Raw genomic sequence first — 18,696 nt, 5'->3', positions numbered from 1 at the left:
GTTCTGATCGGTTGTGCAGGTCATGTTGCGAGGAGGCGGGTAAGGCCGCCGGGCGGGAAATTGGCACCGAGGGTCATGCAGCGGTCGATGTCCTCCCAGGTGGCGATGACTCCTTCGTCCAGCATCAATTGGGCTTCTTGGGCCAGAGCATCGCGGACGCGACGTCGCACCCGGTCCGGGTCCACTTCGTGCGGCTCCGGGGGCAGTATCAGGGCTGCCTGCGGTACCTTGCCGTTTTCATCGAAGAAGCCCGGCAGTCCGGCCTCGACTACCGCGGTGAGAGAAGCGGACCGGCTGAAACGATCGGGGTAGGCGCGGTGCAACGTGTCGCAGATGTGCCGTTGTACCGCAGGACCGATGTAGCCAATCAAATGCAGTGGGGTCATGGGCAAGCCCCATGTTTCCAGGGAACGGTCAACTGTGGCGGGGTCCCCGCCTTTATCGATTTCGGCGAGAATTTCGCTGAACAGCCGCGTGAGGAGCCGGTTGACGACAAAACCCGGCGTGTCAGCGACCGGTACAGCTGTTTTGCCTAGCCGTTTGGCGAGATCCCCCGCGGTCAAGAGAGCTGGGCTGGATGAGAACGGAGTTCGGACCAGTTCGACCAGCGGGAGGACAGCGACTGGATTGAAGAAATGGAAACCGAGAACCCTTTCGGGGTGCCTGAGGCCACGGGCCATGCCGGTGACCGAAAGTGAGGATGTGTTGGTGAGCAGGAGCGCATCGGGTGCGATGGATTCCTCCAACTGCCGGAATACGGTGCGTTTCGTCTTTTGGTCCTCGAAGACCGCCTCGATGGCTGCGTCACACCTCCTGAAACCCGAAGGATCCGTTGTGCCGCGGATCAGCCTGGCGATTTCTGCGGCCTCCCCCGGTTGGAGCCTGCCGCGATACTCCTGCTTTTCGAGGTGCCCGCGGATCCGGTGAAGGGCGGAAGATACCCGGTCGGGGGAAAGATCACTGATGAGGGTCGGGACGCGTAGCTTGTCCGCGACCAACAGGACGAGCTGAGTTGCCATGAGACCTGCGCCAACGACGCCGAAGGATTCAATGGTTTTCAACCCCCCAAGGTTATCGGCTGAGACGGGCATGGGGTCGGCCGTTTGTGAAAGTGCGTGAGACATGTGATCCTGCTCCCGTTCCTACCCGCGGAGGTAGACCGTTGTCGTGTGTGTGTAGAAGTCTTTTGCGGCGCCGCCTTGTTCCTTTGGCCCGATACTGCTCTTCTTTGAGCCGCCGAACGGCACGTGGGGATCTGAACCGGCAGATTCCGAGTTGATGTGGAGGATGCCCACATCGAGGGCTTCGGCTGCTTCCAGCGCTGTCGCGAGGTCACGGGTGAACAATGCCGCGGACAAGCCGAACTCGGTCTCTTCTGCCAGACGGAATGCCTCCTGGGTGGTCGCGGCCCGGCGGACCGCCAGGACGGGACCGAAAAGCTCTTCTCGCCAGGCGAGGTTGGTGGATCCGGTTTTGCCAGCAGGGAGTTCGAGCACGGTGGGGGCGATGAAGGCACCGGGAGTGCCGACGAAGGGGTTCTTCGCGGATGTCCCGGCGACGGCGACGGCACCGGCTTCTACGGCTGCGCCGATGGCGCTCGTGATGGACCGGCGCGCCGCTTCGTTGATCACGGGCCCCATCTGTACTTCCGGGTCAACGGGCTCCCCGGTTTGCCAGGTGCCGAGCCGGAGCGTGAGGCGCTCCAGGAATTCGTCGGCGATGGAGTCCGCGAGGATGAGTCGTGAGGTTGCGGTACATTTCTGCCCAGTGGAGCGGAACGCCCCGAAAAGCACCTGCTCCGAGGCGAGATCCAGATCAGCGTCGTCCAGCACCAGCGCCGCGTTCTTGCCTCCCATTTCTCCTTGCATGGGAATTCCCCGGACGGCCGCTTGGGCTGCCAGTGCGCGTCCGACCCCTGACGAGCCGGTAAAGGACATGGCGTCCACGCCTGGGCTCTGAACAAGGGCTGTCCCGAGAGGGCCGGGACCAACGATCAGGTTGAGTACCCCGGCGGGCAGCCCGGCGTTGACGAGAGCGTCGGCAAAGCGCGTGGCGAGAAGCGGGACGGTGGAAGCTGGTTTCCACACCACCGCGTTCCCGTGCACCAGGGCGGGAGCGATCTTCCATGCCGGGATGGCGATCGGAAAATTAAACGGGGTGACGATGCCGACGACGCCCAGCGGCTTACGCGTTACGAGGATACGTTCCCCGGGCCGGGGCGAAGCAAAGTGTTCCCCGGCGGCGCGATCACCCTCGGCGGCGAAGTAGCGCAGGATCTGGACTGCACGGAGTACCTCTGCCCTTCCCTCGGTCAGGGTCTTGCCTTCTTCGCGGGAAAGTTCGAGGCCGAGCAGGTCGGCTTGCGACTCCAGGGCTGCGGCCGCTCGAGAGAGGACCGCGCCCCGTTCGTGGATCGGGGTTCGGCTCCAGGCCCGCTGTGAGCCGCGCGCCGCCAGGACGGCTTTGTCGAGATCCTCAAGGACGGCAACACCGCCTTCGGCAACTACCTCCTCCGGGCGGCTGGGATTGACAGAGGTAAGGTGGCCGCCGTTGCCAGGTACCCAGTTTCCGTCGATGAGGAGCTTGAGCTGCACCGTCTGCGCCGCACCGGGGGCGGTGCCTGACGTGTCGTGTGCGTCAACGGTGGCACTCACCGAAAGGCTCCTATACCTGTTAGCTTCTGTCCGAGGATGAGGGTGTGGACCTCGTCAGTGCCTTCGTACGTACGAACGGACTCAAGGTTGTTCGCGTGGCGAAGGGGCGAGTGTTCGAGGGTTATCCCGTTGCCGCCAAGGATTGTGCGTGCCTCACGGCAGATTTCGATAGCTTCCCGGCAGTTGTTGAGCTTGCCCACGCTGATCTGATGGTTCTGCAGCTTGCCGGCGTCTTTTAGCCGTCCCAGGTGCAGAGCGAGAAGGAAGCCCTTGTTGATCTCCAACGCCATGTTCACGAGTTTCTGCTGGGTCAACTGGTAACCGGCCAAGGGCCGTTCGAACTGAAGCCGATTCTTGGAGTAGTCCAACGCGTCTTCAAAGGCGTCGCGCGCGGCACCCATGGTGCCCCACGCAATGCCGTAACGTGCTTCATTCAGGCAGGTAAAAGGGCCTCGGAGGCCAGTGACATTCGGCAGAACTGCGTCGGCAGGCAGACGTACCTCATCCAGCCGGATTTCACATTGGACAGAAGCGCGCATTGACAGCTTCGGCTCAATTGGCGTGGCGGTAAAGCCGCGAGTCTGGGTTGGTACAACAAATCCGCGCACGCCGGTGTCTGTCTGGGCCCAGATAACTGCCACCTGGGCTACATTGGCGAGTCCGATCCACCGCTTGGAGCCGGTCAATATCCAGTCCTCGCCGTCGCGGCGGGCAAAAGTGGCCATGGCAGAGGGGTCTGAACCGGCAGTGGGTTCCGTAAGGCCAAAGCATCCGATGGCGGTGCCGGCAGCCATCTGGGGCAGCCATTCCGCTTTCTGTTCTTCAGAGCCGTGCTTCGAAATTGCCGACATGGCCAGAGAGCCCTGGACGGAAACGAACGTGCGTATGCCTGAGTCACCGGCCTCGAGTTCGGCAGCGGCCAACCCGTAGTCCACTGCGCTTCCGCCGGCGCAGCCGTAACCTTTCAAATGCATTCCGAGCAGGCCGAGTTTGGCCAGATCAGGGACGATTTCCAGCGGGAACCGGGCCTCTTCATACCAGCTGGCGATGTTCGGTTTGATTTCCTCCCGAACATAATTCCGGACCCGGTCGCGCAGGGCGATTTCCTCGTCCGTGAGGAGGGTATCGAAGGAGATCAGATCCGAGGGCTCGAGCGCGGTAGCGGCCTCGACGTCGGCGGAACTAGGGGCGAGAGTCATGATGTGGTCCCTCCTGGGCATAAACGACTTCTGAATGGGCGGCACTTTGAGGGGTGTAGGTAAACGTTTTGCTTTTGGGGTGGTTCCGTAGCCAGTCCAGCACGTCTTCGGTGTGCTCACCGAGGGCGGGTGGAGCTTGGGTCCGGGGCGGCAGTGCCGGCGTCCAGGTGATCGGATGGCGGATCTGGCGGCCGGTAATGTTCCCGCCGGCGTCATGGACGTGAATTGTCGGCTCCAGGCCCAAGGATTCGGCGTACGCGATGCCTTCACCGATGCCGGCAACGCGGCCGGCCGGTACTCCCACGGATACAAGCCGGTCCTGCCATTCCTTCGCTCCAGCGTCTGCGAGCCCGGCTTCCAGCAGTGGCACAAGTTCCCGGCGGTGCCTGACCCGAGCAGAGTTCGTGAGGAACCGGGGATCAGCGGCAAGTTCCGGGTTGCCGATGGCGGCGCAGAGCTTGGCGAACTGTGAGTCGTTTCCCACGGCAACGGCCAGTGGGTCATCACCTGTGGCAAGAAGTTGATAGGGGACGATGGAGGGGTGGTCATTGCCCAGTCTGGTAGGAGTAACACCGGCGCCGAGGTACGCCTGTCCCTGGTTGGCAAGGGCGCCCTGGAGGCTCGATAGAAGATTGACCTCGATCCGCCTGCCCAGACCCGTGGAATTACGCTCGGAAAGGGCCGCGAGGATGCCGATCGTGGCGTCTTTCGCTGTCAGAACATCGACCAGGGCGACGCCCACTTTATAGGCGTCGCCCTGCGGGTCGCCGGTAATGCTCATTAGTCCGCCGACAGCCTGCACGATGAAGTCGTATCCGGGCAGATCACGACCGCCTTCCGAGCCGAAACCCGAAATTGATGCGTACACCAGCCCGGGGTTCTCCTCGGCCAGTGACTCATATCCGAGGCCGAGCTTGGCGAGCCCTCCGGGTTTGAAGTTCTCCACCAGGACATCGGCGCGGAGTGCCAGTTCCCGGGCAAGCTGCAGGTCTTCCGGGTCGGTCAGGTCAAGGGTGACGGATTCCTTATTCCGGTTGACGCTTTCGAAGTACGTCGCACCTGTCGTTGAGGAAGGTGGCGCCCACTGCCGGGTGTCATCTCCGGTTCCGGGGCGCTCAACCTTGATGACCCGGGCGCCGAGATCGGCCAGGGTCATGGTCGCGAGCGGACCGGCGAGCACGCGGGAGAAATCGGCGACGACGATCCCCTCCAGTGGTGCGCCCGAGCCCGCTCCCGACCTCATAGCTGGCCCCGCCGGGTCCGCCTTCCCCGGAAAATCACGACAATACCGACCGAATGGATGCCTCCAGCACCGCAAGGCCCTCGTCAAGGACGCCCGTTTCGATCCCGAGCGGAGGCAGCAACCTGATGATGTTTCCGTTGGTCCCGCAGGTAAGAGTCAGGACGCCGTGAGCGTTGGCTGCCTTCGCGGCCGTGGTGGCAAGGTCTCCACGGGGTCCGGAGGCATCGCGGAATTCGATTGCCATCATTGCACCCCTGCCGCGCACGTCTGCGACGCCGTCAAGTTCTACGAGCGGCTCCAGGCGGCGCCTGACTGCGGCTTCAATGGCAGTGGCGTTCTCCAGTAGCTTGCCGTCTTCGAGGAGTTCGAAGACGGCCAGAGCGGCCTCGCAGGCTACGGGGTTGCCGGCGTAGGTCCCGCCGAGACCACCGGTGTGGACTGCGTTCATCAGTTCGGCGCGGCCTGTGACGGCTGACAGTGGCAATCCACCGCCAAGAGCTTTCGCGGACAATGTGATGTCGCCGGCGATACCCTCGTGCTCGGAGGCGAACAGCGTGCCGGTCCGGCCCATGCCGGCCTGGATCTCGTCGATCACCAGTACGATGCCGTGGCGGGTGGCGATTTCGCGGATGCCTTCAAGGAACCCGGGGGCCTGAACTATAAATCCGCCTTCGCCCTGAATCGGTTCGATGACCATGGCGGCGAAGGTTTCGGCGTCGTGTTCTGCCAGAAGAGCCTCGATCTGTTCGAGTGCCTTCCCAGGCCCCTCGGGGGAGGTGTGGGCGGGTGCCGTCGGCGCCCGGAAAACTGAACCCGGCAGAGGCCCGAAGTTGATCCGGTACGGATTCTCCTTTGCCGTCATCGCCATCGTGAGCTGGGTTCGGCCGTGGTACGCCTCGTCAAAGACGAGGATGTTGGGGCGCCGAGTTGCGGCCCGGGCGACCTTAATGGCGTTTTCCACAGCCTCCGCACCGGTAGTGAACAGTGCTGTGCGCTTCTCGAAGTCGCCGGGGGTGTGCTCATTGAGCCAACGGCAGACTTCGACGAAGGACTCATATTCGGTGACCATGAAGCAGGTGTGGGTGAAACGCTCCAGTTGGGCGGCGGCGCGCTTGGCCACCTTCGGGTTTGCAGCACCAACGCTGGTCACGGCAATGCCTGAGGCGAAATCAATCAGATGGTTCCCGTCAACGTCCACGAGCAGGGCACCCTTGGCGTGGTCAATGAACACAGGCAGAGTGATGCCAAAAGCGTCGGTGACGTGCTGGCGGCGTTCGGCCTCCAGCTCGCGGGAACGCGGGCCCGGAAGGTCGGTAAGCAGGCGACGGGCGATGGCCTTAACAGCGGCCGGATCGTTGGCCTGGTTCGCTGCGAGTTCTTGTGTGACAGTCATAGGTCCTCCTCGTGTGGTGAAATCCACCATAGGGAGAGTCTGCTGATGTGTCGTTGGACGATCTGTCCAAAGATACTGAAGGATCAGTCTCTACGTACAAATCCCGGTCGCCTATGATTTAGCCATGATCACCCTGGCACGGCTTGTTGAGGCCGCAAAGCGGGACCTGGCGCCTTACTGGCCCGTTCCCCTCCCCCGTGTTGAACTGACGGGCGTCCACGTCTCCGAGCTGGAGGATCCCACAATGTTCCTCTACGGCGGCGAGCTTCTGCTCACCGTTGGACTGCAGCTCACCGGTCTGGATGGAGACGCGCGCCAAGAAGCGGCCGAGAACTATGTCCAGCGCTTGGTGGACGGCGGCGTGGCTGCACTGGGCCTCGGCTTGGGTTCAGGGCATGCCATGGTGCCGGACGAACTCCGGACAGCTTGCGTGGAGGCCGGCCTGCCTCTTCTGACGGTTCCCCGCGAGTCCCCGTTCCTGGCTGTGTCGCGCGCATATTGGGAGCTTGTCAGGCAGGGGGGCGAAGCCGAACTCACCGCTTTGTTAGGGCTTCAGGTGGCACTGACGCGCGCCGCCGCGCAGGATGACGCGGAACCGGAGATCGTCCGGGAATTGTCCCGCGCTCTGGGGACCTGGGTTGCATACCTGCCTGAAGGCGACCGAACCCCGGCCTCGGCCGCCAATGGTGCTGAACTCCCGCCAGGATTGCTGACCGATCTCACAAGGGAATCTGCCATTTTGCGTAACGCGCGCCGAGGTGCCACCGGTAATATTCAATTGGCCTCCGGTGTTGCTTCCCTCTACCCGGTATCTGACGGTCCGGCCGCGTCGGGCTACCTGGCCTTAGGCAGGAGCGGGCAACTGGCTGCTGCCGAGCGGCACCTGTTCCTCACCGCATCCACGCTCCTGGCGGCCAGAGCAGCCGGACAGCGCAGCGCCGCGGCTGAGCGTCGACGCGCTGAGGGTATGCTCGCAGCGCTGGTCCTGGAAGGACATGACGATGCAGCCCGGCTCCTTGCAAGGCAGATGGACTCCGACCCGCTACCGGAAACAGCCTTCGTCGCCGTCCTGCCCGACTGCGAACAGCGGGCGGCGCAGCACGATCTGTCAGGGCTGGTACTCGAACGTTCGGGTGTTGTATTTGTGCTTCAGGCAGCGTCGAGCCCCTATCCGTCCCTGCCAAAGGGTGTCCGCGGTGCATGGGGTGGCCCCATGCCTCTGCGGCGTCTTCACGAAATCGGATCCCAGGTGGCCGAGGCCGCCGCCTCAGCACCCCCAGGTCAGCTGATACGCGTTGGTCACGGCCTCGACCTGCCGGCAGATGAATGGGTGGAGGAACTAGCCTCCCATCCCGGACAGCTCCTTGAAACAGTCCGCTCCTACCTGGCCCACCGCGGGCAATGGGAGGCGGCCGGCCGCGACCTGGGAGTGCACCGGAACTCGGTCCGTTACCGAATTGCCCAGGCAAAGGAACTGCTGGGGGTTGACCTGGATAACCCCGACGTAGCAGCCCAGCTCTGGCTCGCCCTTAGAGGCCGCTCTCAACGAACCCGGAACGACTAAGCCGCAGCGCGGTCCTCCTTGGCCGGTAACCCACCAGCCACCGGCCGAAGCGACCCCTGGTGAAAGCCGCCAATGGGGCCGCCGCGTGGGTTCTCCCCTAACCGCGGTTCCACAACTGCGCCCGCACACTTTGACGCATCGTACAAAGGAAAGCGCAGATATCGACTTTCTGCACCGTGACGCATCCCCTCCCGGCTACCTAATCTCAATGGACAGTGCACAGCCTTACTGCACCACCGAGAGGACAATCGTGACGATCGAAGATACGAAGTCAAACGTGATGCCGGCGACCGGCACCAGGACCATACGCGGGGCGGTACTTGAGGTCATAGGGGCAGAGCGGCCCTACGCGGACACCCGTCCTATCCATGTGGAGGACCTCGAGCTCGAAGGGCCCGGCGAGGGCGAGATCCTGGTCCGCATCGAAGCGGCCGGTATATGCCACTCCGATCTTTCCGTCGTCAACGGAAACCGGCCGCGACCGGTTCCGATGTTGCTCGGCCATGAGGCGGCCGGAATCGTCGAGGAACTGGGCGGAGGCGTCAATGACATTTCGTTGGGCCAGCGCGTCGTTATGACCTTTCTCCCCCGCTGCGGTCAATGCTCCGGATGCAGATCCAACGGCAAAACGCCGTGCGAGCAGGGCAGCGCTTCCAATACTGAAGGAACGCTGCTGGGCGGGAGCCGCAGGCTCTCGCGCGAGGGCGAGCCTGTCCAACACCACCTTGGAGTCTCGGCTTTCGCCACCCACGCCGTGGTCTCTCGTCGTTCCGTTGTGCCGGTCGGGTCCGACGTCCCGGCGCACATCGCAGCTTTGCTCGGATGTGCCCTTCTCACGGGCGGAGGAGCCATCCTCAATGTCGCCAAGCCAGCGCCTTCCGCCCGGGTAGCCATCGTCGGTCTCGGCGGAGTAGGCATGGCGGCACTCATTACTGCCATCGCCACGGGAGTCGAGCACGTCGTGGGCATCGATACACTGCCGGCCAAACTGGAAGCGGCAAGGAACCTCGGCGCCGTTGACGCCATGACGTCGGCCGATGCCCTGGAACGCGGCGAAAAGTTTGACGCCGTCATCGAAGCCGCTGGGCACCCGCGGGCTTTGGAAGCTGCCATCGCACTGACGAAGCCGGGCGGCATCACAGTCACGGTGGGATTGCCGGCGCCGGGCCAGTCGGTCTCCATCGACCCCCTGACCCTCACAGCCGAGGCCCGGTCCATCGTGGGCAGCTACCTCGGCTCGGCGGTCCCGGAACACGACATCCCGATCTACGAAGAGCTCTGGCGATCCGGACAGCTGGCCGTTGAAGGCTTGGTGTCGGACACTATCCGGCTCGAAGACATCAACCGCGCCATGGACACGCTCGACGGCGGCCACGCGCTGCGCCAGATCATTACCTTTTCCTGACCACTCCGCATTCCAGCTCCGAAGAGAGAACATCATGACCTCCACAAATGACCACATCTACAGCGCAATCATCATCGGCGCAGGCTTCGGCGGCCTCGGCCAAGGAGCTCAGTTTGTCCAGGAAGGTATCGAAGACTTCCTGATCCTTGAGCGCGGCAACGACGTGGGTGGCGTCTGGCGGGAGAACACCTACCCCGGCGCGGCATGCGACACCCAGGCCCTTGTGTACTGCTACAGCTACTTCCTGAACCTTAAGGTAACCCGGATGTTCGCCGGGCAAGCGGAGCTCCAGGGCTACCTGCGTTCCATGGTTGAGGAATTCGGGCTCGGCAAGCACATCCACTTCGGCCAGAACATCACCGCGACGGAGTGGGACCAGGACCGCCGCCTTTGGACCGTGCACACCGCGGACGGGTCGCAGTTTCTGACCCGCTCGGTCGTGGCTGCCTGGGGCCAGCTGAACGAACCGAACATCCCTAACTTCCCCGGCACGGAAACCTTCGAAGGCGTAGCATTCCACTCCTCCAAATGGCGGCACGACCTTGACCTGACCGGCAAACGCGTCGCATCCATCGGCTCCGCTGCAACTGCCGTACAGTACGTGCCCGAGGTTGCCAAGGTCGCATCGAACCTGACCGTATTCCAGCGCTCGGCCAATTACATCCTCCCCCGTGACCAGTACATCTTCACGGAGGAAGAGAGCGCCCGCTTCCAGGAAGAGCCGGACACCTACCGCCAGCTGCGCCAGGAAATTCACGAATTCCGCGAAGCCGGATTCGAACGCACCCGCAAGCACACCTCAGCTTCCGAGGAAGGAGTCGGCCTCGCCCGCCAGCACCTTGAAGCCCAAGTGTCCGACCCGGAACTGCGGGCCAAGCTCACCCCTGATTATGATTTCGGTTGCAAGCGCATCCTGCGGAGCGACGATTTCTACCCCGCGCTGACCCGCGAGAACGTTGACCTCGTGACAGAGGCAATCACGGAATTCACCCCCCGTGGCCTGCGTACCGCTGACGGTGTCGAGCACGAATTTGATGTCATCATCTACGCCACAGGGTTCAAGAGCCACGCCTTCATGGGATCCATGCGCGTCACCGGGCGGGAGGGCATTGGCCTCGACGAACGGTGGGGCAACGCCCCGGAAGCCTACCTGGGCATCACCGTTGACAACTTCCCCAACCTCTTTCTGGTCTACGGCCCCAATACCAACCTCAACCACAACTCGGTAGTGTCGATGCTGGAGGCCCAGCACCGCTACATCGCGCAGGCTGTGCAGTACATCGCGGCCGATGAAGCACGGTTCCTGGAAGTAGACCGGGCGGTAGTGGAGAAGTTCAACGCACACGTTCAGGAAGAACTTCAGAAGTCCGCGTTCTCCTCCGAATGCTCCTCCTGGTACAAGAACGAGGACGGCCGCGTCATCAACAACTGGTCCGGAACGGTCGAAGAATACCGGGCCCACACCCATGACCTCCAGCTTGAGGACTACCTGCAGCTGGCGGACTCCGGGCCCGCGAAGTGACAACGACCGACCGGTTCAGCGGCAGGCCCGTTGCCCCGGACGCTGCAGAGGTTCTGCAGAAATTCCGGGCGGCCGGCGGGCGCCCGTTTCACTCCTACCCCGTGAAGCAGGTGCGCGAGCTCTATGAGAGCGGCTGCGCGGCCAATGGATTGAGCGGAGACCCGCTGCCGTCAGTCACTGACTTCGATGTGGCGGAGTTCAAGGTTCGGGTTTATGACCCCCGCAACACCGCAGGATCCACCCCCGCCGTTCTGTTTTTCCACGGCGGGGGGTGGGTCATGGGAAGCCTCTCAACTCATGACGGGTTGTGCCGTCGATTGGCCGCGCTCACCAACCTGCCCGTCGTCGCGGTGGACTACCGGCTTGCCCCGGAGCATCCCTACCCGGCCGCTATTGACGACAGCCGCAGCGCGATTCGTTGGCTGTTTGGTGGTGGCAAGGAGCACGGCCTGGACGTCACCTCGGCTGTGCTCGTCGGTGACAGCGCGGGAGGCCAGTTGGCCGCAGTCCTGGTCAATGAGAACGCCGGCTCGCCGGACCCGCTGCCCGTCATTGGTCAGGTCCTCCTGTACCCCATGGTGGATCTGACCATGTCCTCGCCCTCCTACGACCGCGTCACCGATGGGTTCCCATTGGTTGCCGATACCATCGGCTGGTTCGCTGACCACTATCTGCCAGAAGGCGTGGACCGCTCGGCACCGGATATCAGCCCCGCCATGGCTCAGGTCCCTGCCGGGCTGCCGCCAACATACGTGGTCACCGTGGACAACGACCCGCTGGTTGATGAAGGCGCAAACTATGCCGCAGCCCTGGCCAGGGCAGGCACGGAAGTCCTGTACCAGCACCTTCCCGGGTACGCCCATGGGCTGTTCACCTCTGCGGGACGAATTACCCGGGGAGAACAAACAGTGGACCAGGTTGCTGCCTTTATCAGGGACCGCACTATCTGACTGAGGTGGAGTACGTCCCTTCATCCGATCATTCAAAGGACGGCGATAGCCCCCACCAAGGGGTGGGGGCTATCGCCGTCACTCACGTTTCTTTAGGAATCTCATGACTACTGCCCTCCTTGATCCGACCGTCCCACGCCAGCGTGAGGCCGATCTCCTCGCCTCCGTCCCTACCGGTTTATTGATCGGAGGTCAGTGGCGGGACGCGTCCGACGGCGGAACGTTCGACGTTCACGACCCCGCCACCGGAGAGGTGCTCGCCACCCTTGCCTCAGCCACCAGCGAAGACGCCATCGCTGCGCTCGACGCCGCGGACGCCGCCCAGGCATCCTGGGCGCAGACCGCACCCCGGGTGCGGGCCGAGATCCTGCGCCGCGCCTTTGAGCTCGTGACCGAGCGGGCCGAGGACTTCGCGTTGCTGATGACCCTGGAAATGGGCAAGCCACTCGCGGAATCCCGCGGCGAGGTCACCTACGGGGCGGAATTCCTGCGCTGGTTCTCCGAAGAAACGGTCCGGGATTACGGCCGCTACCTCACCACGCCCGAAGGCAAAAACAAGATCCTGGTCCAGCACAAGCCGGTGGGACCCTGCCTGCTCATCACACCCTGGAATTTCCCGCTCGCCATGGCCACCCGTAAGGTCGCCCCGGCCATCGCCGCAGGATGCACCATGGTCCTCAAGCCCGCCAAACTGACCCCGCTGACCTCCCAGCTGTTTGCGCAGACCATGATCGAGGCCGGCCTTCCCGCCGGTGTCCTGAACGTGGTGTCCTCCGCCAGTGCCTCGGGAATCTCCGGACCGCTTCTGAAAGACTCGCGGCTGCGCAAGGTCTCCTTCACCGGGTCCACCCCGGTGGGAAAACGGCTGATAACCGACGCGGCGGAGAATGTGTTGCGCACCTCGATGGAGCTCGGCGGCAACGCACCCTTCATCGTGTTCGACGACGCAGACCTGGACCAGGCCGTGGAAGGGGCCATGGCCGCGAAAATGCGTAACATGGGCGAAGCCTGCACCGCCGCCAACCGCTTCCTCGTCCACGAGTCAGTGGCCCAGGAATTCACCGCCAAGTTCGCCGCCGCGACGGGCGCCCTGACCACAGGCCGTGGGACCGACCCCGCCACCCAAGTGGGCCCGCTGATTGATGCCAGCGCCCGCGACGACGTCCACGCCCTCGTAACTGCCGCCCTCGACGCAGGAGCGACCGCCGTTACCGGAGGTTCACCCGTGAACGGTCCCGGTTATTTCTACCGGCCAACGGTGCTGGGCAACGTTCCCCACAACGCTGAGATCCTCCGTCAGGAGATCTTCGGGCCCGTCGCCCCCATCACCACCTTCGCCACAGAAGAAGACGCCATTCGCTTGGCCAACTCCAGCGAATACGGTCTGGCCTCCTATCTCTACAGTCAGGACGTCAACAGGCTCCTGCGCGTTGCCGAGCAGATCGAATTCGGCATGGTCGGCTTCAACGCCGGCATCATCTCCAACGCCGCCGCCCCCTTCGGCGGCGTCAAACAATCCGGCCTCGGCCGTGAAGGCGGCTCCGAGGGCATCGCCGAATACACCACCACCCAATACATCGGAATTGCCGATCCCTACGCCGGCAGGTAGCTGACAGAGTCCCTCGTCAGCGCGGAAACCGTACCTAAGGGCCATCTATGCCGGCCCCGGCAGCCGCAAACGCCTCATCCGTTAGCGATCTCCCTGATCGTCAAAGTCAAAAGGAATCTTGATGAAAATTGTTCATCAGCGGGCTCAGGGGAAGGAACGTGAAATGGCAGCCCGACGACCGGCAGGCGCCCACGCCCCGGCTGGCCTTCCCGCGGTGCCGGGGCCAGGAGCCGCCCGCCGGCTCCTCCTCGCCCCGGCAAGCACTATGCCCTGGAACTGGACTGCCTCCCCTCGCCTCGAGATGAATGCCGCCAGGTTCACGCCCTCTGGGCGCCAGGCCCTTGGTACCAGCAGGGGTGCCCCTCATGGGGTCAATGCGTCAGATTCCGCCGAGCTCTCCCAAGTTTTGCCAATAGCTGCCTTTCAGGTTTTTGACAGCGTCGACTCGCAGGACGGTTGCGAGGAAGGTTGCCACTACTGCAACGGCCCGGAAACGGACTGAGACCTGCAGATACGACGGCACCCCTTAGGGGGCATGGTCAGACAACTGACGTTTTCTCACCAAAACCCGGAAGTGCACATAGCCCGCTACGAGCGGGCCCGCGAAAGCAGAACCCAGGAAGGTGACCTTCAAAAATCTGAAATCCCATGTTTTACATGGCGGTAACACGGTGGAACCAAAGCGGGCGATTTTCCCGGCCAAACTGGGATTATCACTCAAGCGACGAACCGTCTACCGTCCCGGGTTGAACATCTCTCCAAAATTCCCCCCCGTCACCTCTTGCGATTTCAAACATCTAAAACTAGAGTTATCAGTGACGCGGATCACGATGAGCTGATCCCAGCCCCAAGCAGACGTTCTTTCCTTTCAGCGATAGACGGCGACGCAGCCGTCCCAAGGAGTCCCCATGTCCACCAATTCCACGGGTGCAGAGCACTCTCCGATAGATGAAGACGCCGAGCAACTCGCCCGGCTGGGCTACACGTACGAAACGCAGTTCAAGCGGGAAATGTCGTTCTGGGGGAACGTCTCTCTCGGGTTCACCTACCTCTCACCTGTCGTGGGTGTCTACACGCTCTTCGCCTCCTCTCTTGGCCTGGGCGGGCCGCCCATGATCTGGTCCTTCCTCATTGTGGGAGTGGGTCAGTTCTTCGTTGCTCTCGTATTCGGAGAGATCGTCTCCAACTACCCAGTTGCCGGGGGTATCTACCCTTGGGCCCGACGGCTCTGGGGGGCCAAGTGGGGCTGGATGACTGGCTGGGTCTATCTGGTCGCCCTGCTGACCACCATCGCCGGCGTGGCCTACGGAGCGGGCCCATTTCTTGATGCCCTCATAGGGGTAGAAGCGACAACCGGCTCCACCATCACCTGCGCCATCCTGTTGATCCTCGCCGCGACTGCCGTCAACTTCGGCGGAACCAAGCTCCTCAACAGGGTCGCAATGCTGGGACTGTGCTGCGAACTGGGTGGGGCCCTCGTTGTTGGGATCTGGCTCCTTGTCACGGCCCGCAAACACGACCTCAGCGTTTTGTTCAACTCCTTTGGAGCCGGTGGCGGAAGCAACTACTTCATCGCATTCGCGGCCGCTGCGCTCATTGGCATCTACCAGTACTACGGGTTCGAGGCATGCGGTGACGTAGCCGAAGAGGTTCCCAATCCTGGCGTCCGTATCCCTAAAGCAATGCGTATGACGATCTACATCGGCGGGTTCGCTGCCACCTTCGTCTGCTTGTGCCTGATTCTCGCCGTCCCCGATTACGCCGCCGTCATTTCCGGTCAAAACACCGACCCCGTCGGCACGGTCCTCTCAGGAGCATTCGGTGAAGTCGGTTACCGGGTCGTCCTTGGGATCGTTCTGATCTCCTTCCTCTCCTGCGTCATGAGCCTTCAAGCCGCCGCCAGCCGCCTGAGCTACTCCATGGCCCGCGACCGCATGCTGCCCGCCAGCCACCTGCTCGCCCAGTTCCAGGAAAAGCGTCACGTTCCCCCTTACTCCCTCCTGCTGGCCTGCGTTGTCCCGGTCTTGGTCATCCTCGGATCTGTCGTCTCCCCGGACGCACTTGTCGTGATTGTCTCCTTCGCCGCGCTGGGAATCTACCTGGGCTTCCAGCTGGTCGTCTTCGCGGCATTGCGGGCTCGACTCAAAGGCTGGAAGCCAGCCGGACAATTCCAGCTGGGCAAATGGGCCGTGCCGGTCAACGTCGCAGCCCTGGCGTGGGGTGTCCTGGGCATCACCAACATGATCTGGCCCCGCACCCCGGACAGCCCCTGGTACGTCAATTACCTCGTCTTGCTCTCCGCTGTTGTCGTCGTCGGAGTGGGCCTGCTTTACCTCTTCGCGAAGAAGCCTTACACCCACAGCGACTCACCATCAGCGGACGCTATTCCTGGTACCCCCTCCGTAAGTGCCGCCTCGGCAAGCCCATCCAACAACGTTGAAAACTACCTGTGAGAGAACCATCATGACTACACCCATTGCTGAAGCCCCGTATCTGGATATTTCCGATCCCACCTTCGCGATGCAGTCCGAAGCACTCCGGAACGCCCGTGACCAAAGCTGGTACGCACGGACAAACTACGGAATCGCCGTCCTTCGCTATGAGGAAGTCACCAAGCTGCTCAAGGACCCCCGGCTGAAGCAGGGCAGCGCTCAGTGGCCCCAACACCATGGCGTCCACAGCGGCCTGTTTTACGATTGGTGGACCAAAAACCTCCTGGTCCTTGAGGGCGAAGACCACCACCGCATCCGCCGGCTCCTCAACCCCGCCTTCTCGCCCCGTTTGCTTAAGTCCCTGGTTCCCAGGTTCCAGGCCCTGGCCAACGAACTCGTCGACGCATTCATCGACAAGGGCGAATGCGAATTCGTCAGCGACTTCGCCGAGCCCTACGCCACCCGCGTGCTGACCATCATGCTGGGAATCCCGGAATCCGAATGGCCGACCATCGCCCGACTCGCCTCAACCATCGGGCTGGCCCTGGGAGTAACCCTCAAGCAGGATCTTCACAAGGTCGAAGCGGCCCTGACCGAGCTGTACGAGTACGCCGAGGAACTGATCAAGGACCGCCAGGCCAACCCGGGCGAAGACTTTGTTAGCCGTCTGGTGCTTGCAAGCCGGGACGGGGACAGCCTCAGCGACGCCGAACTCCGCAACGCACTTGTACTGCTGATTTTCGGCGGCATGGACACCACCCGCAACCAACTCGGACTCGCGATGCAGTCGTTCATGCGCAACCCGGATCAGTGGGAGCTTCTGGCAGAACGTCCCGAGCTTGGATCCAAGGCCGTTGAAGAAGTCATGCGGATCAATCCCACGGTGACGTGGGTAACCCGCGAGGCAGTTGAAGACTTCAACTACGAAGGGCTGGACGTAGCCAAGGGCACAACCGTCCACCTCTTCACGCAAAGCGCCGGCACCGACCCCAGGGCTTTCCCCGAACCGGAAATGAATCTCCTGGGCGAGCACGCACCCCACCACGGCTTCGGCGGCGGTGTCCACCACTGCCTCGGTCACTTCGTCGCACGATCAGACATGAGCGAAGCTCTCCCGCTCCTGGCACGTCGACTCCGCAATCCCCAGATCAACGGCGCGGACGAATGGATGCCGGACTCCGGTAACACGGGTCCGATCCGGCTGCCGATCAGCTTCACCAAAGGCGAATAGCCGGACCCGCCCCCAACGGACCCACAAGAACAGGAATGACCATGAAAATCTTTGTTGACCGCCAGCTCTGCGAAAACCACGGCCAGTGCGCCATCGCCGCGCCCGATGTATTCCGGATGAACTCCGAAGGCATCCTTGAATACGAGGAGAACGTCAACGACTCGTTGCTCGCCGACGTCGAAGACGCCATGGACGCCTGCCCTGTCCAAGCCATCTTCATCCAAGACCAGCCATGAGCCGCCGAATCATCGTCGTCGGCGGCTCGATGAGCGGACTCCGCGCTGCAGAACAGCTCCGGGCCGCAGGCTGGACCGAAACCATCACGGTCATCGGCACTGAGACGCACCTGCCCTACAACCGGCCGCCCCTGTCGAAGGAACTTTTGGAGAACCCCGGAACGACCGCCGAGGCCTTTGACTCGGTAAAGTTCCGCCACCGGGCTTCGGTCTCTGACGTCCAATGGCAGTTGGGCACGGAGGTTATCGGCTCGAACCTGGCCGAAAACACCCTCACCCTGGACACCGGCGAGACCGTCGCTTACGACGGACTCGTCATCGCCACCGGTCTTCGGCCCCGCAGGCTGCCATTGCCCGGCCCGCTGCGCGGACGCCACGTCCTGCGCACACTCGAAGATGCAGTTGAACTGCACGAGGAACTCCGCCCGGGCACCAAGGTAGCCGTCATCGGCGCTGGTTTCATCGGCTGTGAAACAGCAGCCACCGCAACCAAGCTCGGTTGCACCGTCACCCTCATTGAGGGCACTAGCGGACCAATGCAACGGGCATTGGGTGTAGAGCTCAGCGCCGGTATCCGGGACTACCTGGTCCAGCAAGGCGTGACCTACCACGGGCATGCCAAGGTTGCAGGCCTTCTCTCCACCGAAGCCGATACCGAAAGCGACTCCAGCTGCAACGGCATCACGCTTGCGGACGGCACCGAGATCAGGGCTGACGTCATCATCGAGTCAGTCGGCTCGATTCCCAACGTCGAGTGGCTCGAGGGCAACGATATTGACATCAGCAACGGCGTGCTCTGCGACGAACACCTGCGTGTTACAGGGACAAAGAACGCCGTGGCGGTCGGCGATGTCGCCCGCTTCCCCGATTTGCGGAACGGCTCCGGTGCCCGACGGATCGAGCACTGGTCCATCCCGGGCGATACCGCGAAAATCGCGGCAAAGGCCCTTATTGCAGAGCTTAACAACACGGCACTTCCAGAGCCGGCTATTCCCCTGCCCAGCTTCTGGAGCAACCAGTTTGACCTCAAGATCCAGGGAGTTGGCAGCCCTAACCTGGCCACGAGGATCGTGGAACTGGAAGGCTCCGCAAAGGCCCCCCATGACGGAGTCGTCATGGGCTATTACCAGGACGAAGCTCTCGTCGCAGTAGTAAGCGTGGGCCTGCCGGCTGACCGGCAGCTGCACTACAGGCAGCTCGTGGACAAGCGGCATTCAGACCAGCCGCAGCAAGACACCCAGCTTCAAGCCATCTGACC

At 62.8% G+C, this 18,696-nt stretch carries 15 protein-coding genes; 10 read left to right on the top strand and 5 right to left on the bottom strand.

Going from position 1 to position 18,696, the window contains the following annotated elements; translation table 11 throughout:
- Positions 1-20: 20 nt before the first annotated feature.
- From SB659_RS16960 to SB659_RS16940, 5 genes are all read right to left on the bottom strand, one after another.
- Complete coding sequence (locus SB659_RS16960; protein ID WP_410551170.1) at positions 21-1,061, bottom strand: 3-hydroxyacyl-CoA dehydrogenase NAD-binding domain-containing protein; 1,041 nt, start codon at positions 1,059-1,061, stop codon at positions 21-23.
- An 81-nt stretch (positions 1,062-1,142) separates the two neighbouring features.
- Positions 1,143-2,654, bottom strand: a complete 1,512-nt coding sequence (locus SB659_RS16955) for an aldehyde dehydrogenase family protein (protein WP_410551169.1) — start codon at positions 2,652-2,654, stop codon at positions 1,143-1,145.
- Positions 2,651-3,853, bottom strand: coding sequence for an acyl-CoA dehydrogenase family protein (locus SB659_RS16950; protein ID WP_410551168.1), 1,203 nt, complete (start codon positions 3,851-3,853; stop codon positions 2,651-2,653). Before SB659_RS16950 ends, SB659_RS16955 begins: the two co-directional genes overlap by 4 nt.
- Entirely contained in the window at positions 3,837-5,096 is a 1,260-nt protein-coding gene (locus SB659_RS16945; protein ID WP_410551167.1) for a CaiB/BaiF CoA transferase family protein, read from the bottom strand. The genes SB659_RS16950 and SB659_RS16945 overlap by 17 nt, the downstream gene beginning before the upstream one ends.
- Before the next feature lie 34 nt (positions 5,097-5,130).
- Positions 5,131-6,489 carry an aminotransferase class III-fold pyridoxal phosphate-dependent enzyme gene (locus tag SB659_RS16940; protein ID WP_410551166.1) on the bottom strand — a complete coding sequence of 453 codons (1,359 nt, stop codon included), beginning with the start codon at positions 6,487-6,489 and terminating at the stop codon, positions 5,131-5,133.
- Between the two features lie 124 nt (positions 6,490-6,613).
- Between SB659_RS16940 and SB659_RS16935 the strand changes: the two genes are divergently transcribed.
- The 10 genes from SB659_RS16935 (at position 6,614) to SB659_RS16890 (ending at position 18,694) form a co-directional block, all read left to right on the top strand.
- Positions 6,614-8,053 carry a PucR family transcriptional regulator gene (locus tag SB659_RS16935; RefSeq protein ID WP_410551165.1) on the top strand — a complete coding sequence of 480 codons (1,440 nt, stop codon included), beginning with the start codon at positions 6,614-6,616 and terminating at the stop codon, positions 8,051-8,053.
- A 280-nt stretch (positions 8,054-8,333) separates the two neighbouring features.
- The gene (locus SB659_RS16930) at positions 8,334-9,458 is read left to right on the top strand and encodes an alcohol dehydrogenase catalytic domain-containing protein (protein ID WP_410551203.1); all 1,125 of its coding nucleotides are present in this window, start codon (positions 8,334-8,336) and stop codon (positions 9,456-9,458) included.
- Between the two features lie 34 nt (positions 9,459-9,492).
- On the top strand, positions 9,493-10,980 hold the full coding sequence (locus SB659_RS16925) for a flavin-containing monooxygenase (RefSeq protein WP_410551164.1): 1,488 nt from the start codon (positions 9,493-9,495) through the stop codon (positions 10,978-10,980).
- Positions 10,977-11,930: an alpha/beta hydrolase gene (locus SB659_RS16920; protein ID WP_410551163.1), complete on the top strand. Its 954-nt coding sequence runs from the start codon at positions 10,977-10,979 to the stop codon at positions 11,928-11,930. The genes SB659_RS16925 and SB659_RS16920 overlap by 4 nt, the downstream gene beginning before the upstream one ends.
- A gap of 103 nt (positions 11,931-12,033) precedes the next feature.
- Complete coding sequence (locus SB659_RS16915; RefSeq protein ID WP_410551162.1) at positions 12,034-13,539, top strand: NAD-dependent succinate-semialdehyde dehydrogenase; 1,506 nt, start codon at positions 12,034-12,036, stop codon at positions 13,537-13,539.
- A 163-nt stretch (positions 13,540-13,702) separates the two neighbouring features.
- Positions 13,703-14,041, top strand: a complete 339-nt coding sequence (locus tag SB659_RS16910) for a hypothetical protein (RefSeq protein WP_410551161.1) — start codon at positions 13,703-13,705, stop codon at positions 14,039-14,041.
- Between the two features lie 406 nt (positions 14,042-14,447).
- On the top strand, positions 14,448-15,992 hold the full coding sequence (locus SB659_RS16905) for an APC family permease (RefSeq protein WP_410551160.1): 1,545 nt from the start codon (positions 14,448-14,450) through the stop codon (positions 15,990-15,992).
- A 10-nt stretch (positions 15,993-16,002) separates the two neighbouring features.
- Positions 16,003-17,202, top strand: a complete 1,200-nt coding sequence (locus tag SB659_RS16900) for a cytochrome P450 (protein WP_410551159.1) — start codon at positions 16,003-16,005, stop codon at positions 17,200-17,202.
- 41 nt (positions 17,203-17,243) lie between these two features.
- Positions 17,244-17,438: a ferredoxin gene (locus tag SB659_RS16895; RefSeq protein WP_189016673.1), complete on the top strand. Its 195-nt coding sequence runs from the start codon at positions 17,244-17,246 to the stop codon at positions 17,436-17,438.
- On the top strand, positions 17,435-18,694 hold the full coding sequence (locus tag SB659_RS16890; RefSeq protein WP_410551158.1) for an NAD(P)/FAD-dependent oxidoreductase: 1,260 nt from the start codon (positions 17,435-17,437) through the stop codon (positions 18,692-18,694). The genes SB659_RS16895 and SB659_RS16890 overlap by 4 nt, the downstream gene beginning before the upstream one ends.
- Positions 18,695-18,696 lie beyond the last annotated feature (2 nt).

This window comes from Arthrobacter sp. SIMBA_036 (genome assembly GCF_046535135.1).
Classification (GTDB): domain Bacteria; phylum Actinomycetota; class Actinomycetes; order Actinomycetales; family Micrococcaceae; genus Arthrobacter.
This window is presented reverse-complemented; position numbering and strand designations above follow the sequence as displayed.

Excerpts from the sequence above, each read along its gene's own strand:
- SB659_RS16950 (WP_410551168.1), bottom strand. The coding sequence starts at position 3,853 with ATGACTCTCGCCCCTAGTTCCGCCGACGTCGAGGCCGCTACCGCGCTC.
- SB659_RS16945 (WP_410551167.1), bottom strand. The coding sequence starts at position 5,096 with ATGAGGTCGGGAGCGGGCTCGGGCGCACCACTGGAGGGGATCGTCGTC.
- SB659_RS16940 (WP_410551166.1), bottom strand. The coding sequence starts at position 6,489 with ATGACTGTCACACAAGAACTCGCAGCGAACCAGGCCAACGATCCGGCC.
- SB659_RS16935 (WP_410551165.1), top strand. The coding sequence starts at position 6,614 with ATGATCACCCTGGCACGGCTTGTTGAGGCCGCAAAGCGGGACCTGGCG.
- SB659_RS16930 (WP_410551203.1), top strand. The coding sequence starts at position 8,334 with ATGCCGGCGACCGGCACCAGGACCATACGCGGGGCGGTACTTGAGGTC.
- SB659_RS16925 (WP_410551164.1), top strand. The coding sequence starts at position 9,493 with ATGACCTCCACAAATGACCACATCTACAGCGCAATCATCATCGGCGCA.
- SB659_RS16915 (WP_410551162.1), top strand. The coding sequence starts at position 12,034 with ATGACTACTGCCCTCCTTGATCCGACCGTCCCACGCCAGCGTGAGGCC.
- SB659_RS16910 (WP_410551161.1), top strand. The coding sequence starts at position 13,703 with ATGGCAGCCCGACGACCGGCAGGCGCCCACGCCCCGGCTGGCCTTCCC.
- SB659_RS16905 (WP_410551160.1), top strand. The coding sequence starts at position 14,448 with ATGTCCACCAATTCCACGGGTGCAGAGCACTCTCCGATAGATGAAGAC.
- SB659_RS16900 (WP_410551159.1), top strand. The coding sequence starts at position 16,003 with ATGACTACACCCATTGCTGAAGCCCCGTATCTGGATATTTCCGATCCC.
- SB659_RS16895 (WP_189016673.1), top strand. The coding sequence starts at position 17,244 with ATGAAAATCTTTGTTGACCGCCAGCTCTGCGAAAACCACGGCCAGTGC.
- SB659_RS16890 (WP_410551158.1), top strand. The coding sequence starts at position 17,435 with ATGAGCCGCCGAATCATCGTCGTCGGCGGCTCGATGAGCGGACTCCGC.